We start from the raw sequence: 14,719 nt of genomic DNA, 5'->3' as shown, positions 1-14,719 counted from the left end.
ACCATACCGGGCCAGTGTTCACAGTCGGGGGTCGACCGGTTCGGACTCGCAGGCGAGCACCGCGAAGACCAACTCGTGCCGGCGCCACAGCGGTGCGCCGGCGGCCAGCAGATCCAGTGCGGCCAGACCGAGCCCGTGTTCGCGCAGCGCCATCGACCGCTTGCGGCCCAACGACCGCCGGCGCAGCTCAGCCAGCCGCTCCGGTTCGGTGTACTCCGGACCGTAGATGATCCGCAGATACTCCCGGCCCCGGCATTTGACGCCGGGCTGCAGCAGCCGGCCGGTGCCGCTGCGGGCAGTCAGTCCGGCGTACGGCTTGACCACCATGCCCTCACCGCCGGCCGCCGTCAGCTCCGACCACCAGTCGGTGGCGTCGTTCACCGCCGCGTCGTCGGTGAGGTCGACCACCCGCCGTCGGGTGGTGGTGAACAGCTGCGGATCGGCCGCCACCAGCGCGTCCGCGCACTCCAGGTGCCAGCCGTGGTCGCGGTCGGCGTACGAGCGGCCGTCGGCGGCCAGCACCGCGAACGGTGCCAACGTCACCGCGTCCGGGTCACCGACGTACGCCCGGTAGGCGTCGGCGTACCGGTCGACGTCGCCGGCCCGGCGGGCCAGCCGCTCGCGCAGCTGCCCGACCGGCAGGCCCCGAACGGCGGCGGCGTCGAGCGCGTCCAACGCGGCGGGCAGCGCGGCTTTGCCGGCGGCGGCGACGCTGGCGTACTGGTCGCGGATCAGCCCGAGCGCCTTCGCCGACCAGGGCAGCAGCTCGCAGTCGAGCAGCAGCCAACCGGCCGGCCCAGCGCCGGTGGCCAGCCGCTGCCACAGCCCGGCCGCCTCGGCCGCCGCCCGGATCCGGGACAGCAGCGCGTCGGTCCGCTCGTCGGAGGTGAAGAACGGCCGCCCGGTGCGGGTATGGACCACCCCGCCGCCGGGGCCGAACAGCGGGTCGCCCGCCGGGTCGCGGCAGACCAGCACCACCGCCCGGGACCCCATGTGCTTCTCCTGGCAGACCACCCGGTCGACGCTGGCGGCCCGGTAGTCGGCGAACGCCTCCGCGGGATGCTCCAGGAACCCGGTCCGGGTCGACGTCGAGCAGGGCGCCATGGTCGGCGGCAGCCAGACCAGCCACCGGGGATCCACCGCGAATCGGCTCATCACCTCCAACGCGGCGGCCGCGTTCTCCGCCGGGACGGTGGTGGTGCCGTAGCCGTAGTCGATGTGCCGGCGGCCGGTGACGTCACGCAGGTCCAGCACGTCGTCGGGGCGGTCGGTGACCGGACCGGTGCCGTCGGCGGCACCTGGCTCGGCCGTCAGCGGCCGGACCGGCGGGTAGTACTCGCGGTCGGCCGGCACCGAGACGAGCTCCCGCGACGGGTAGCGCAGCGCGGTCAGCCGGCCACCGAAGACGCAACCGGTGTCGACGCAGATGGTGTTGTTCACCCACTCCGGGCGGGTCGTCGGGGTGTGTCCGTAGACCACAGTGGCGGCACCCCGGTAGTCGCGGGCCCACGGGTAGCGCACCGGCAGGCCGTACTCGTCGGTCTCGCCGGTCGTCTCCCCGTACAGCGCGAAGCTGCGCACCCGGCCGGACGCCCGACCCTGGTATTCGGCCTTGAGCCCGGCGTGCGCCACCACCAGCGCGCCCCCGTCCAACCGATAGTGGCTGACCAGCCCGTCGATGAACCTGGCGGCCTCGTCGGTGAACTCGGCCGGCTCGGCGGCCAGCTGCTCCAGGGTCTCGGCCAGACCGTGCGACACGGTCACCTTGCGGCCCCGCAGCTTGCGCAGCAGCTTCTGCTCGTGGTTGCCGGGCACGCAGAGCGCGGTGCCGCCCCGCACCATCCCCATCACCAGGCGCAGCACCCCGGGTGAGTCCGGGCCGCGGTCGACCAGGTCACCGACGAAGACCGCGGTACGCCCCTGCGGGTGCCGGGCGTCGACCGGTCGACCGGCGTCGTCGCGGTCGATCGTCCAACCCAGCTTCGTCAGCAGCGCCTCCAGCTCGGCGCGACAGCCGTGCACGTCACCGATGATGTCGAACGGCCCGGTGAGCTCCCGCCGGTCGTTGTACAGCCGGGTCAGCCGGATCTCGGCGGCGTCGATCTCGTCGGTGCCGCGCAGCACGAACACGTGCCGAAAGCCTTCCCGGGTCAGCCGGCCGACCGAGCGGCGTAGATCACGCTGCATCCGGGTGATCACGTGCCGGCCGAAGGTGCGGTCGGCCCGGCTCTGGGTGCGTTCCCAGCAGAGCTGCTCGGGCACGTCGAGCACCACCGCGACCGGCAGTACGTCGTGTTCCCGGGCGACGGCGACCAGCCCGGCCCGGGCGTGCTCCTGCAGGTTGGTGGCGTCGACCACGGTGAGCCGGCCGGCGCGCAGCCGCTTGCCGGCGACGTAGTGCAGCGCGTCGAAGGCGTCCGCCGACGCCGACTGGTCGTTCTCGTCGTCGGCGACCATCGCCCGGAAGGTGTCCGACGAGAGCACCTGGGTGGCGGCGAAGTGCCGGCGGGCGAAGGTCGACTTGCCGGAGCCGGAGACACCGACCAGGGCGATCAGGGCGAGTTCGGGGATCTCCAGCCTGGTCACCGGGCACCCCCGGCACCGCCGGCGCTGGCGTCGTCGCGGGTGAAGACCGCCAGTTGGGTCGGTGGCCCCACGTCCGGATCGACCTCGCCGACCGGCCGGAACCCGACCCGGTAGCCGTACGCCGCAGCGACCCGGCCGGCCCAGTCGGCGAACTCGACGCGGCTCCACTCGAACCGGTGGTCCGGGTGTCGCAGCGCGCCCGCGGCGAGGCCTTCGTAACGCACGTTGTACTCCACGTTCGGGGTGGTCACCAGCACGGTTGCGGGTCGGGCGTGGCCGAAGACCGCCTCGGCCAGGGCCGGCAGCCGGGGCGGGTCGAGATGCTCGACCACTTCCATCAGTACGGCGGCGTCGTAGCCGCGCAGCCGGTCGTCGCGGTAGGTGAGCGCGGACTGCCACAGCCGGATCCGCTGCTGCTGGCGTGCCGGCAGCCGGTCCAGTCGCAGCCGGCGGGCGGCCAGCTCCAGCGCCCGGGCCGACACGTCGGTGCCGACGATCTCGGTGAACCGGGGCCGGGCGAGCAGTTCGGTGAGCAGCGCACCGCCGCCGCAGCCCAGGTCGAGCACCCGGGTGGCACCGGCCTCGGCCAACGCGGTGAGCACGGCGGCCCGGCGGGTCGCGGCCAGCGGTCGCGGCCGGACCGCCGCCGGCAGCCCGGCGTCCTCGTCAGCGCCAGTGTTGTCGTCAGCACCAGGGTCGTCGATGTCGGCAGCGGCGTCGGCCAGCCGCAGCTCGGCGGCCCGCGCCTCGGCGAGCCGGTCCTCGGCGCGTCGGGCGAGCACCCGGCGGTGGGCCAGGTAGCGCCGGGTGATCAACCGGCGTTCCGGGTGGCCGGCCAGCCAGCCCTCGCCGGCCCGGATCAGCTTGTCCAACTCGTCCGGGGCGATCCAGTAGTGCTTGGCGTCGTCCAGCACCGGCAGCAGCACGTACAGGTGGTTGAGCGCGTCGGCGACCCGCAGCGTGCCGGTCAGGGTGAGGTCGACGTAGCGGCTGTCCCCCCACTGCGGGTAGCGCTCGTCCAGTGGGATGGGTCGGGCGGTCACCGTCCAGCCGAGCGGGCTGAACAGGCGCTCGGCGAGGGCGGCGCCGCCCCGGCAGCGCAGCACCGGCACCCGGATGGTCAGCGGCAGGGCGGTGCCGGGCAGCTCGGGGCGGTCCCGGCTCTCACCACGTAGCGCGGACCGGAACACCTTGGCGAGCGCGGCGGCGAGCAGGCTGGACGCGGCGTACGGCCGGTCGTTGACGTACTGGCCGAGGGTGAAGCTCTCCGGCATCGCGGCCGTGCGCCGGCCACGGCGCGGGCCGCCGGCGGCGAGGCGTGCCGGGTCGACGTCGAGCAGCAGCGCGGCGGTGCAGCGCTGCTCGGTGGCCTCCGGGTAGAACACGTGCGCCGTGCCGGTGGGTACGTCGAACGACTGCATCCGGTCCGGATGTTTGACCAGCAGGTAGCCGAGGTCGGTGGCGGGCCGGTGGGTCGTCGTCACGGTCATCAGCACCCGGGTGATGGTGCCAGCCGGCCGCCACCGGTCGACACCGGTTATCGCTGATGCGCGGTTTCCGTCTTATCGCGGATGCGTGGCGGCCGCTCCGACGCGGTCAACGGTCAGCGGTAGCCGTCGTCATCATCGAGGTCGACGATGCGGGACTGCTCGACCGCGTCCCAGTCGTCGACCTCCAGACCGCGGTGCACCTCGGGCTGCTGCTCGACCGGGTTGGCCACGACCGACTGCTCGACCGCGTCGTCGGCGGGCGCCTCCGGGTCACGTTCCTCGGGAGCGAGGTGGTCCCCTGGGGCGATGTCCTCGTCCGGGTAGGTCATGTCTCGCCTCCGTTCGTCCGTCCGTGCCGGTGCTCCCACCACGGTACGGGTCAACCGGGGTGCCCGCCGACCACCGTCCAAGATAAGAGGCTTGTCCGTTTTTGTGGCGCAGTGGTTTACTCCGGGTGGCAGGATGGCAGTATGGGATTCCTGATCAGGCTCGCGGTCAACGCGGTCGCCCTGTGGATAACCACGCTGATCGTGCCCGGCATCGACGTCACCGGTGACACCGCGACCAACAACGCGCTGACCCTGGTCATCGTGGCGCTGATCTTCGGACTGGTCAACGCGGTCCTCAAACCGGTCATCAAGGTCGTCGGCTGTGTCTTCTACCTCCTCACCCTCGGCCTGTTCGCACTGGTCGTCAACGCCCTGCTCTTCCTGCTGACCGACTGGCTGGCGCAACAACTGGACCTGCCGTTCGCCATCGACGGGTTCTGGCCGGCATTCTGGGGAGCGATCGTCATGGCCGTCGTCGGCTGGCTGATCAGCCTGGTCATCCCCGACAAGTACGACCGCCGCTGACCGTGCCCACAGACAGGGCCGATGTCGCAGGCCCACAGACAGGGCCGATGTCGCAGGCCCACAGACAGGGCCGATGTCGCCGGGGCGGTGCCGCTGCGGGATACTGCCTAGCGGAGGACAGCGCGGTCCAGCGCAGTGAGCTGAGCATGGAATCCGGCCCGTCGACGGGCCGAACCGGTACAAAGGAGCGTTCGAGATGCCCATCGCCTCTCCCGAGGTCTACGCCGAGATGCTTGACCGCGCCAAGGCCGGCGCGTTCGCGTACCCCGCCATCAACGTCACGTCCTCGCAGACCCTCAACGCCGCGCTGCAGGGCTTCGCCGAGGCGGAGAGCGACGGCATCATCCAGGTCTCCACCGGTGGTGCCGAGTACCTCTCCGGCCCGACCGTCAAGGACATGGTCAGCGGCTCGCTGGCCTTCGCCGCCTTCGCCGAGGAAGTGGCCAAGAAGTACCCGGTCAACATCGCGCTGCACACCGACCACTGCCCGAAGGGCAAGCTGGACGGCTTCGTCCGCCCGCTGCTGGCCGCCTCCAAGGAGCGGGTCGCCGCCGGTGGTGCGCCGCTGTTCCAGTCGCACATGTGGGACGGCTCCGCCGTACCGCTGAAGGAGAACCTGGAGATCGCCACCGAGCTGCTGGCCGAGGCCGCCGCCGCCAAGGTCGTGCTGGAGATCGAGGTCGGCGTCGTCGGCGGCGAGGAGGACGGCGTCGTCGGCGCCATCGACGAGAAGCTGTACACCACCGTCGAGGACGGGCTGGCCATGGTCGAGGCGCTCGGCCTCGGCGAGAAGGGCCGCTACATGGCGGCGCTCACCTTCGGCAACGTGCACGGCGTCTACAAGCCGGGCAACGTCAAGCTGCGGCCGGAGATCCTCAAGGAGATCCAGGACGCGGTCGGCGCCAAGTACGGCAAGGAGAAGCCGCTCAGCCTGGTCTTCCACGGCGGCTCCGGCTCGCTGCTGGAGGAGATCCGGGCCGCGCTGGACTACGGCGTGGTGAAGATGAACATCGACACCGACACCCAGTACGCCTTCACCCGCCCGGTCGTCACCCACATGTTCACCAAGTACGACGGGGTGCTGAAGATCGACGGCGAGGTCGGCGACAAGAAGTCGTACGACCCCCGGGCCTGGGGCAAGGCGGCCGAGGCCGGGATGGCCAAGCGGGTCGTCGACGCCTGCGAGCACCTGCGCTCCACCGGCACCACGCTGGCCAAGTAACACCCACCGAACCACCCGTCGCGCGGCCGGTCCCGTACCCCCAGGGCCGGCCGCGCGTCGCCGTCGTACGAACCACACCGGTAGGATCTACCGATTCAGAGTGGTCCGCTGCGGAGGTCGGTCGTGCTCGGCATCGATGGGTACGAGCCACAGTGGTGCCACGACGCCGCGACGCTCGCCGCCGCCCACCGGGCCCGGTTCTCCCGCATCATCGGACGCCCACTGGTCGACACCTGGCTGATGTGGGACCTCGACCTGGATACCTGGTACGCAAACGGCCCGGTCATCCTCGGCTTCGGTGACGTCAACGTCGAGGTCACCCACCGCAAGTTCGACGAATGCGCGATCACCTGGAACCAGGTCGACATGTCCATGCCGCTGGACCTGCCCGGCCTGCGGCTGGACTGGCACAGCGACCGGCATCCGGCGCCTCTGCCGGCCCGGGGCCGACCGCTGCGGGCGGTCAACGTGATCGAGCGGATCATGCCGTCGCACTGGCGTCCGCACGTGCTGCACGCCGTCGAGTTCCTTTTCGACGGGGCCCGGTTGGCCGTACAGAACGCCCTCGACGAGAACGGCCTGTCCGCCGAGCCCGACGTCGAGCTGCCGATCGTCGCCTGGCGCCGCCGCCCCGTCGCCTGAGCCCACCGATGCTTGGCCCGACCCCGCCGACGGGCTTGACCCGGACCTTGGGGCCGACCACAGCATGACCCTTGCCGGTCGACCACGGCCGGCACGAGGAGGGGCACGATGCGGCTGCTCACCATCGGCGCGTTCGCCCGCGCCGCCGGACTGACGGTCAAGGCGTTGCGGATCTACGCCGACACGGGGCTGCTCCGGCCGGCGGCCGTCGACCCGGAGTCCGGCTACCGCTACTACCGGCCGGAGCAGCTGGAGCTGGCCCGGTTGGTGGCCCGGCTGCGGCGTGGCGGGATGCCGCTGCGCCGCGTTCGGCAGGTCTGCGCGCACTGGCCGGACGACCCGGTGGCCGTCGCCGGGGAGATCGCCCGCTGGTGGTCGGCCACCCAGGCCGAGACGGCGGCCAGGGAACAACTCGTGACCAGCCTCGTCGCGGAACTCCAGACGAGGAGAACGACAATGACCGACCGACCGGCAGGCTTCGGCCTGCGTAGCGCCGTCCGTACCGACATCGGCCGGGTGCGGACCAGCAACGAGGACCGGGCGTACGCCGGACGCCGACTGCTCGCGGTCGCCGACGGTGCCGCCGGCCCGGGTGGGGCGCAGGCCAGCAGCGCGGTGATCAAGGCGCTCGCGCAGCTCGACACCGGACCGTCGGACGCGCCGGGCACGGTCCTGGCGGATGCGCCGGGCACGGCCCTGGCGGACGCGTACCGCGCCGCCGACGACGCGATCCGCCAGGTGGGTGCCGGCACGGGTGCGTCGCCGGTCAGTACGGTGACCGCGTTGCTGCAGGTCGGCGACCGGTTCGAGCTGGTGCACGTCGGCGACACCCGGGCGTACCGGTGGCGGGGCGGCGAACTGACCCGGCTCACCCGCGACGACAGCTACGTGCAGGCGCTGGTGGACGCCGGCCGGCTCGACCCGGCGCTGGCGCTGGCACACCGGCGACGGGCGCTGCTCACCCAGGCGCTGGACGGCACCGGGACGGCGAAACCGGCGTACGCGGCGCATCGGCTCGTCGCGTACGACCGGTATCTGCTCTGCTCCGACGGGGTCTGGGCGGTGGTGCCCGACGACGACCTCGCCGCCGCGGTCGCCGCCGGGCTCGACCCGGCCGAGACGGTACGCACGGTGATCGACCTGGCGTACCAGGCGGGTGCCCCGGACAACGTCGCCTGCGTCGTCGCCGACGTCGTGCCCTGAGCCGAAGGTCAGCTCGACCTGGTGACCTGGTGCGGCGCGACCGGCGGCAGCGCGGCGGCGGTGAGCAGCGCGACCGCCTCGTGCACGTCGTCGGTGAGCCGGATCAGCGGGGACAGGTCGCCGGCCGGGGACAGCGCCAGCAGCGGCGCCAGCATCGCCTCGACCGGCAGGGTCTGGGTCCAGAAGGCGCGGTCCAGGAAGACGTACGGGCCGCTGGCCCCGTCGGTGCCGTAGAACGTCTTCGTGGATGCCTGGAAGACCTCCTGTACGGTGCCGGCGCGGCCCGGCGCGAACACGATGCCGCCCCGGGCCAGCCGCAGGATGGTGTCCTCCCGGACCGCGTTGCAGAAGTACTTGGCGATCCGCCCGGCGAACAGGTTGGCCGGCTCGTGCCCGTACAGCCAGGTGGGGATGGCGAGCCCGCCGGCCCGCGCCCAGCCGGAGCCGCTGTCGTCGGACACCGCCGCGTCGACCGGGTACCGGTCGCGGACCGCCAGCGCGGCGGCGGTGTACGGCTGCTGGTCTGCGTAGTCCGGCGCGCCGGCCAGCAGGTCGATGGCGTCGGTCAGCTCCTCGGCGTCGTGGCTGCTCAGGTACGCGCCGAGGTTCGCCGCCTCCATCACGCCCGGCCCGCCGCCGGTGACCACCAGCCGGCCGGCCCGGGCCAGCTCCCAGCCGAGGGTGGCGGCCAGCCGGTACGCGGAGGTGCCGCGCGGCACCGCGTGCCCGCCCATCACCCCGATCACCGAGGCCGGCCCGTACCGGTCGATCCAGGTCCGGGTGGCGTCGGCGAGCGCGTTGTCGATGCCGTGGTCGTGCAGCCGCTGGGCCAGCGCCTCGCGGATCTGCGGCTGGGCGCCGCCGTGCCGGCGGAAATGCCGGTAGACCAGGTTGTCGTACATTCCGTCGGCGCCGTGCTCGGCGAACCCGGCGGCCAGGTCGGCCGGGGTGTACAGCCGGGGCGGGTGACTCGGGTACGGCAGCCCGGCGAACGGCGGGACCACATGCGCGCCCCGGCGCACCAGCTCCGCTTCCGCCGCCGCCGACGGGAACGAACAGCCCAGGAACAACGTGTCGGTGAGGTCGATGTCGGTCAGGTCGGGCACCGGCGGCACGTCGAACTGCAGTCCCTGCACGGTCAGCCCGGCCAGGCTGCCGGCGCGCAGATGATGGTCGAGCTCGGCGCGGGACTCCACTTCGTACGGGGTGGAGTCGTAGTCGCCGGACAGCGCTGCGGGGGGTGGCGTGGACATTCGGCCATTTTTCCGTACCGCCGCAACCGGCGGGGCGTGGCGCAGCGAAGCCCGGTCGTACAGCGAAGCCCGGTGGCACGAGGCCACCGGGCTTCCCAAACCGGTTCCTGGGGAGGCTCCGGACCTCTATTTCTAGTCGAGTACCGGCATCGGCACACCCGCCGCACGCGTGACGAAGGACTCATCCGTTCAGACACCATGTCGCTGCGAATCCAGGTTGAATGGGCAAAATGCAGAACCTGTTGCCCGAACCGCCGGCCACCATGCTGCCCGGCGACGAGCAGGCCGAGGCGGCTCTCGCCGAGGCTGCCCAGGTGGACACCGAGGAGGCGTACGCCGCTGCCGCCGGACGCCACCCCACCTACAGTCGGGCCTGGGCGGTGCTCGCCCAGCGTGCGTTCACCAAGGGGGAGGTCGTCGCCGCGTACGCCTACGCTCGCACCGGCTACCACCGGGGCCTGGACCAGCTGCGTCGCAGCGGCTGGAAGGGGCACGGCCCGGTGCCCTGGTCGCACCGGCCGAACCAGGGTTTCCTGGCCTGCCTGCACCTGCTGTCCCGGGCGGCCGGGGAGATCGGTGAGAGCGACGAGGCCGCCCGGTGCGCGCAGTTCCTGCGGGACTGCGACCCGGCCGCCGGGGACGCTCTCGCCAGCAGTTGACGGCTCAGAGCCCTTCGGCCACCGCCGAGGCGATCTTCAGCCACGCCTGCCGGAACGTCGCGGACAACTGCCCGTATCGGATCGGCTCCCCGCTGTCGATGATCCGCTCGTACGGTGCCAGCAGCACCGTACGGGTGCGGGCGGCGAAGTGCCGGTGGATCGGTGCCAGGTCGATCTCCCGGCGGGACGGCGGCATGGAGATGACGGTGACCGCCTGGCGGACCAGCCGCTGCCGGCCGGTCTGCTCCAGGTGGTCGAGCATCCGGGCGGCCGGCTCGGCGGAGTCGTTGCGGGCCGACATGGTCACCACGAGCTGGTCGGTGGCGTCGATCGCCGCCTGCCAGTTCTGTGCCCGTACGTTGTTCCCGGTGTCCACGAAGATCAACTTGTAGAACCGGCTGACCACCTCGCGGATCTCGGCGAACGCGGCGGCGGTCAGCATCTCGCCGGCGGTGGCCGACTCGTCCGAGGCGAGCACGTCGAACATGCCCTCGCCCTGCGCCCGCACGTACTGCGACAGGTCACCGACCCGGCCGTGTGACCCCTGGAACAGGCGCAGGTCGCGCAGCATGTCCCGGACCGTACGGGAGTGGAAGTCCTGCTGGGCGCGCATGCCGAGGGTGCCCTGGGTCTCGTTGTTGTCCCAGGCCAGCACGTAGCCGCCGCGCTTCTGCCCGAACGTCATGGCCAGCATCAGGATGGCGACGGTCTTGCCGGCACCGCCCTTCGGGTTGACCACGGTGACCTGGCGCAGCCCACCGAAGTTGCGGCGCACCATCTCGACGTCCCGCCGGATCTCCTGCTCGTGCTGCCCCGGCGGCAGCTTGACCAGGCCCAGCGTGGTCCGGTTGAGCGCGGCCCGGACTCCCATCGTGGCGACCGGGTTGGCCGGTTTCGCCGCCCGACGCAGGGCGAACTCCTCGGCGGTCGGCACGAACGAGTCGGGTGTCCAGCCCGCCGGCAGCTGGCTGCCGCTGGCGGGCGTGCTCGCCTGCTGGTGCGCCGGCGTGGCCGGCCGCTGCCCGGGATCCTGGTACGCGGGACCCTGTTGGGTGGGACCCTGCTGCACCGCGCCGAGCACCCCGGGCGGCACCGGGTAGCCCGAGTCGAACATTGCCGACCGTGGCGGCGGCACTGGAGCGTCCGGCCCCGGTGAGCCCGGCCCCGGTGAGCCCGGCCCCGGTGAACCCGGCACCGGAGTGTCCGGCCCGGGAGGCGATGGCATCCGGTGCACCCCGGGCGCTTCCTGGTACGGCTGTCGGGGCAGTTCGGTCACGCCCGGACTCACCTGCTGGTACGCCGGTGCCGCCGGCGGTGGCGGTGACCAGGCCCCGCCGTCCGTCGGAGTCCAGTCGTCCCAGCCGGGCGTCTCGTCCCAGCCGGGCGTCGCCGTGGGCGCCGACACAGCAGGCGATGTCGCCGTCGGGCCGGCGGCCGGCGGGGCCCACGGGTCGGCGGGCTTTCCCGGCGCGGGTTCCGTCGCCTCTTGCTGAGGCTCGCTCGGCCGGCCGGGGCCAGTCGGCGGCAGCGGGGGCGGCGTCGGCGTCTGACCGGGTGGTGGGGCGGGCCGGCTGGGACCGGGATGTGGCTGGCGGGGGTGGGTCGGGCCGGGCCGAGGCGGCGTCGGGTGCGGCCGGCCGGCAGCCTCCGACGTGGGCGTGGCCGCGTCCGTCGGCGGTACGGGCTGCTCCGTCGGCGGTACGGGCTGCTCCGTGAACGGTACGGGCTGCTCCGGTGACCGCCGGGGAGCCGGCGGCACAGCGCCGGACGGACCAGCATCGCCGCCGGTGCCAGCGGCACCGGTCGAGCGGCTGGTCAATCTGCTGGGGGGCTGCGCCCACGGCGACGCGGGCGAATGCGGCAGTTCTGGATCACGGTCGGCGGGCAGACCACCGCTGCCGTTGGCGCTGCCGCTGCCGTTCGCGCCGGCCTGCCCAGCACGGCTCAGCTGGCCGTTGCCCGCCGGCCTGCCGTCGTCGGGTGGCTGGCCGTTGCCGGGCCGGACCTCGGCTCCGGACGTCACCGTCGGAATGACCGGTACGGCGATGGTCTGATCGCTGCGGGGAGTTGCCACTACTTCGTCCGGCGGCCAGAACGGCTCCTCCACCTGACCTCCGTCGGTGCCGGTCGACCGCCCCGGATCGGTGTTGTCGTGCACTGCGTACCTCCCCCTCGCCCCCCGTGGACAACCCGAGGATGTGCAGGTCAGTCGCTACTTAGCGTCGCATACCAGGTCAGTATGTGTACACGGCCCAGGCGCCCGGTTCCACCCACCAGGAGCGTTTCCGGGTCAAGCCGCCCACCACCCCGTCGTCCAGGAACGGCAACTCGCCGTCGCGCGGGGTGACCGCCGTCGCGCGACCACGGGCCCGGCGGATCTCGATGCGTACCCGCTCGCCGCGCCACCACGACCTGGTCTTCACCGGTACCGCCACCGCCACCTCCAGCACCCCGTCCGCCGGGTCCGCCCGGGCCACCAGCTCCACCTCCGCCAGCCGGGCGTACCCGTCGGCGTTCGCCACCACGCAGGCCAACAGCGGGTCGTCGCCGGTGCTCAGCACGGCGTCATCGACCTCGATCCGTCCGCGCCAGGGTAGCGGGTGATCGTGCTCGTCGGCGGCACCCAGCAGCGCGCCGTCCAGGGTCACCGAACCACTGTCGGTACGCAGCAGGTCCAGCCGGCGCTGCCGGCCGCCGAGGACCGCGGCGGCGACCGCGGCCGGCTCCCGGGGCAGGCCGAGCCGGCCGGCCAGGTCGGCTGGCGGGGCGTCGCCTGCCGGGGTACCGGTTGCTGTGGACCGCCGGGAGTCGGCAGAACCGCCGGGGTCGAGTGGCAGCACCCCGATCGCCGGCAGATCCGGCAGGGTCCGGGAGTCGGCCAGGTCGGCGGGTCGCCGGCTCGGCGGCGGCGCGTAGCGGCGTACCATCCGGCGCAGCACCGCCCGCAGCTGCCCGTCGGTGGCCGTGGCGACGATCAGCCGGGTCTTGCCGTCGTCGTCGGGCCAGGTCAGACCGTCCGGCCGGGCCGGGCCGTCCAACCGGGCGAGGACGTCGTCGATCTCCCGGTCGGACCGCGCGGTCACCGTCTCGACCCGGGCACCGGCGGCGACCAGCGCGTCCCGGCAGGTCAGCACCGGCACCCGGACCGGTTCGGCGCAGTCGGGCTTCGCCCGGGTGAGTGCCGTGCCGCAGCTGACACCGCAGCCGCCGTCGCAGCCCGCGTCCGGCTGGCTGCCGAGTGTCAGCAGCACCACGTCGTACACCGTCGCCGCCTTTCGCCGATCTCTGCGGCCACGTCCACCAGGTTCGTGACCCTTGTTAGCCTGACTCCTCGGGCTTGCCACGCGGTCGCCACCTGGCACCCGAGCCCCATGGAGGCGGGTTACACAAGATGCCAGCGATCGTGCTGCTCGGCGCGCAATGGGGTGACGAGGGCAAGGGCAAGGTTACCGACCTGCTTGGCGAGCGGGTCCACTACGTGGTGCGGTTCTCCGGCGGCAACAACGCCGGGCACACCGTGATCACGCCGGACGGGCAGAAGTACGCCCTGCACCTGATGCCGTCCGGTGCCCTCTCCCCGAACGCGATGATCATCATCGGCAACGGGGTGGTGGTCGACCCGAAGGTCCTGCTGACCGAGATCGACGGACTCGCCGAACGCGGCGTGGACGTCTCCCGGCTGCGGATCTCCGGCGACGCGCACCTGATCATGCCGCACCACCGGGCGCTGGACCGGGTGGTGGAGCGCTACCTCGGATCGTCGCGGATCGGCACCACCGGGCGCGGCATCGGGCCGGCGTACGGCGACAAGGTGGCCCGGATGGGCATCCGGGTGCAGGACCTGCTCGACCCCGGCATCCTGCGCAAGAAGCTGGAGCTGGCGCTGCGGGAGAAGAACCAGATCCTGTTCAAGGTCTACAACCGCAAGGCGCTCGACCTGGACGCGGTGGTCGAGGAGTACCTGGCGTACGCGCAGCGGCTGCGCCCGCACATCGCCGAGACCCGGGCGATCCTCTGGGACGCGCTGGACCGGGGCGACACGGTGCTGCTGGAGGGCGCGCAGGCCACCATGCTCGACATGGACCACGGCACCTACCCGTTCGTGACCTCGTCCAACCCCACCTCGGGCGGGGCCTGTGTGGGCACCGGCATCCCGCCGACCGCGATCACCAAGGTGATCGGGGTGACCAAGGCGTACACCACCCGGGTCGGCTCCGGGCCGTTCCCGACCGAGCTGTTCGACGCCGCCGGTGACCATCTGCGCAAGATCGGTGCCGAGTACGGCACCACCACCGGTCGGGAGCGCCGCTGTGGCTGGTTCGACGCGGTCGTCGGCCGGTACGCCGTACGGCTCAACGGCATCACCGACCTGGTCGTCACCAAGCTCGACGTGCTGACCGGGCTGGCGAAGGTGCCGATCTGCGTCGGCTACGAGATCGACGGCGAGCGGTTCGACGACATGCCGATGACCCAGACCGGTTTCCACCACGCCACGCCGATCTACGAGGAGCACGATGGCTGGTGGGAGGACATCACCGCGGCCCGCACCGAGGCGGAGCTGCCGGTCAACGCCCGCCGTTACATCGCCCGGATCGAGGAGCTGTGCCGGGCCCGGGTCAGCGTGGTCGGCGTCGGTCCCGGCCGGGAGGAGAACGTGGTACGCCACGAGCTGCTCTGAGCCGTACCCGCCCGATCTGAGCCGTTCCGTCCGACGGTGCCGTACCCGTATTCGTGACCCTGGCACGAGGATCCTCAGGAAATCCTCAGATCTTCACCAAGCGTCGCGGGACACACCTGCTTCATGATCGAA

12 protein-coding genes and 1 pseudogene are annotated in these 14,719 nt (G+C 72.4%); 7 read left to right on the top strand and 6 right to left on the bottom strand.

The window, feature by feature from the left end:
• Positions 1-18 precede the first annotated feature (18 nt).
• From ACN27J_RS20545 to ACN27J_RS20535, 3 genes are all read right to left on the bottom strand, one after another.
• Complete coding sequence (locus ACN27J_RS20545; protein WP_421368619.1) at positions 19-2,586, bottom strand: polynucleotide kinase-phosphatase; 2,568 nt, start codon at positions 2,584-2,586, stop codon at positions 19-21.
• Positions 2,583-4,082 (bottom strand): 3' terminal RNA ribose 2'-O-methyltransferase Hen1, encoded by a 1,500-nt coding sequence (locus ACN27J_RS20540; protein ID WP_421368617.1) that lies wholly within the window; start codon positions 4,080-4,082, stop codon positions 2,583-2,585. Before ACN27J_RS20540 ends, ACN27J_RS20545 begins: the two co-directional genes overlap by 4 nt.
• 107 nt (positions 4,083-4,189) lie before the next feature.
• Complete coding sequence (locus ACN27J_RS20535) at positions 4,190-4,405, bottom strand: hypothetical protein (RefSeq protein ID WP_123606506.1); 216 nt, start codon at positions 4,403-4,405, stop codon at positions 4,190-4,192.
• Positions 4,406-4,546: 141 nt separating this feature from the next.
• On the opposite strand from ACN27J_RS20535, the gene ACN27J_RS20530 reads away from it, so the two are divergent.
• The 4 genes from ACN27J_RS20530 (at position 4,547) to ACN27J_RS20515 (ending at position 7,997) form a co-directional block, all read left to right on the top strand.
• On the top strand, positions 4,547-4,930 hold the full coding sequence (locus ACN27J_RS20530) for a phage holin family protein (RefSeq protein ID WP_123606505.1): 384 nt from the start codon (positions 4,547-4,549) through the stop codon (positions 4,928-4,930).
• Between the two features lie 196 nt (positions 4,931-5,126).
• Positions 5,127-6,152, top strand: coding sequence for a class II fructose-bisphosphate aldolase (gene fbaA / locus ACN27J_RS20525; RefSeq protein WP_123606504.1), 1,026 nt, complete (start codon positions 5,127-5,129; stop codon positions 6,150-6,152).
• A 123-nt stretch (positions 6,153-6,275) separates the two neighbouring features.
• Positions 6,276-6,794, top strand: a complete 519-nt coding sequence (locus ACN27J_RS20520; protein ID WP_278172659.1) for a hypothetical protein — start codon at positions 6,276-6,278, stop codon at positions 6,792-6,794.
• Between the two features lie 108 nt (positions 6,795-6,902).
• Positions 6,903-7,997 (top strand): MerR family transcriptional regulator, encoded by a 1,095-nt coding sequence (locus ACN27J_RS20515; protein ID WP_421368612.1) that lies wholly within the window; start codon positions 6,903-6,905, stop codon positions 7,995-7,997.
• Positions 7,998-8,005: 8 nt separating this feature from the next.
• On the opposite strand, the gene ACN27J_RS20510 is transcribed toward ACN27J_RS20515, so the two are convergent.
• Positions 8,006-9,250 (bottom strand): LOG family protein, encoded by a 1,245-nt coding sequence (locus ACN27J_RS20510; protein ID WP_421368609.1) that lies wholly within the window; start codon positions 9,248-9,250, stop codon positions 8,006-8,008.
• Between the two features lie 230 nt (positions 9,251-9,480).
• Here ACN27J_RS20510 and ACN27J_RS20505 point away from each other — a divergent pair, with 230 nt between their 5' ends.
• Complete coding sequence (locus ACN27J_RS20505; protein ID WP_123607410.1) at positions 9,481-9,909, top strand: DUF3151 domain-containing protein; 429 nt, start codon at positions 9,481-9,483, stop codon at positions 9,907-9,909.
• A gap of 4 nt (positions 9,910-9,913) precedes the next feature.
• Here ACN27J_RS20505 and ACN27J_RS20500 read toward each other — a convergent pair.
• A pseudogene (locus ACN27J_RS20500) lies at positions 9,914-11,362 on the bottom strand (chromosome partitioning protein); the annotation flags it as partial.
• A gap of 334 nt (positions 11,363-11,696) precedes the next feature.
• On the opposite strand from ACN27J_RS20500, the gene ACN27J_RS20495 reads away from it, so the two are divergent.
• On the top strand, positions 11,697-11,963 hold the full coding sequence (locus ACN27J_RS20495; RefSeq protein ID WP_421372685.1) for a hypothetical protein: 267 nt from the start codon (positions 11,697-11,699) through the stop codon (positions 11,961-11,963).
• A 180-nt stretch (positions 11,964-12,143) separates the two neighbouring features.
• Here ACN27J_RS20495 and ACN27J_RS20490 read toward each other — a convergent pair whose 3' ends face one another.
• Positions 12,144-13,172 carry a hypothetical protein gene (locus ACN27J_RS20490; RefSeq protein ID WP_421368607.1) on the bottom strand — a complete coding sequence of 343 codons (1,029 nt, stop codon included), beginning with the start codon at positions 13,170-13,172 and terminating at the stop codon, positions 12,144-12,146.
• A 128-nt stretch (positions 13,173-13,300) separates the two neighbouring features.
• Here ACN27J_RS20490 and ACN27J_RS20485 point away from each other — a divergent pair, with 128 nt between their 5' ends.
• Positions 13,301-14,587, top strand: a complete 1,287-nt coding sequence (locus ACN27J_RS20485) for an adenylosuccinate synthase (RefSeq protein WP_281552466.1) — start codon at positions 13,301-13,303, stop codon at positions 14,585-14,587.
• The last annotated feature ends 132 nt before the right edge of the window (positions 14,588-14,719 follow it).

Source organism: Solwaraspora sp. WMMB762, assembly GCF_049179115.1.
Lineage (GTDB): Bacteria > Actinomycetota > Actinomycetes > Mycobacteriales > Micromonosporaceae > Micromonospora_E.
This window is presented reverse-complemented; position numbering and strand designations above follow the sequence as displayed.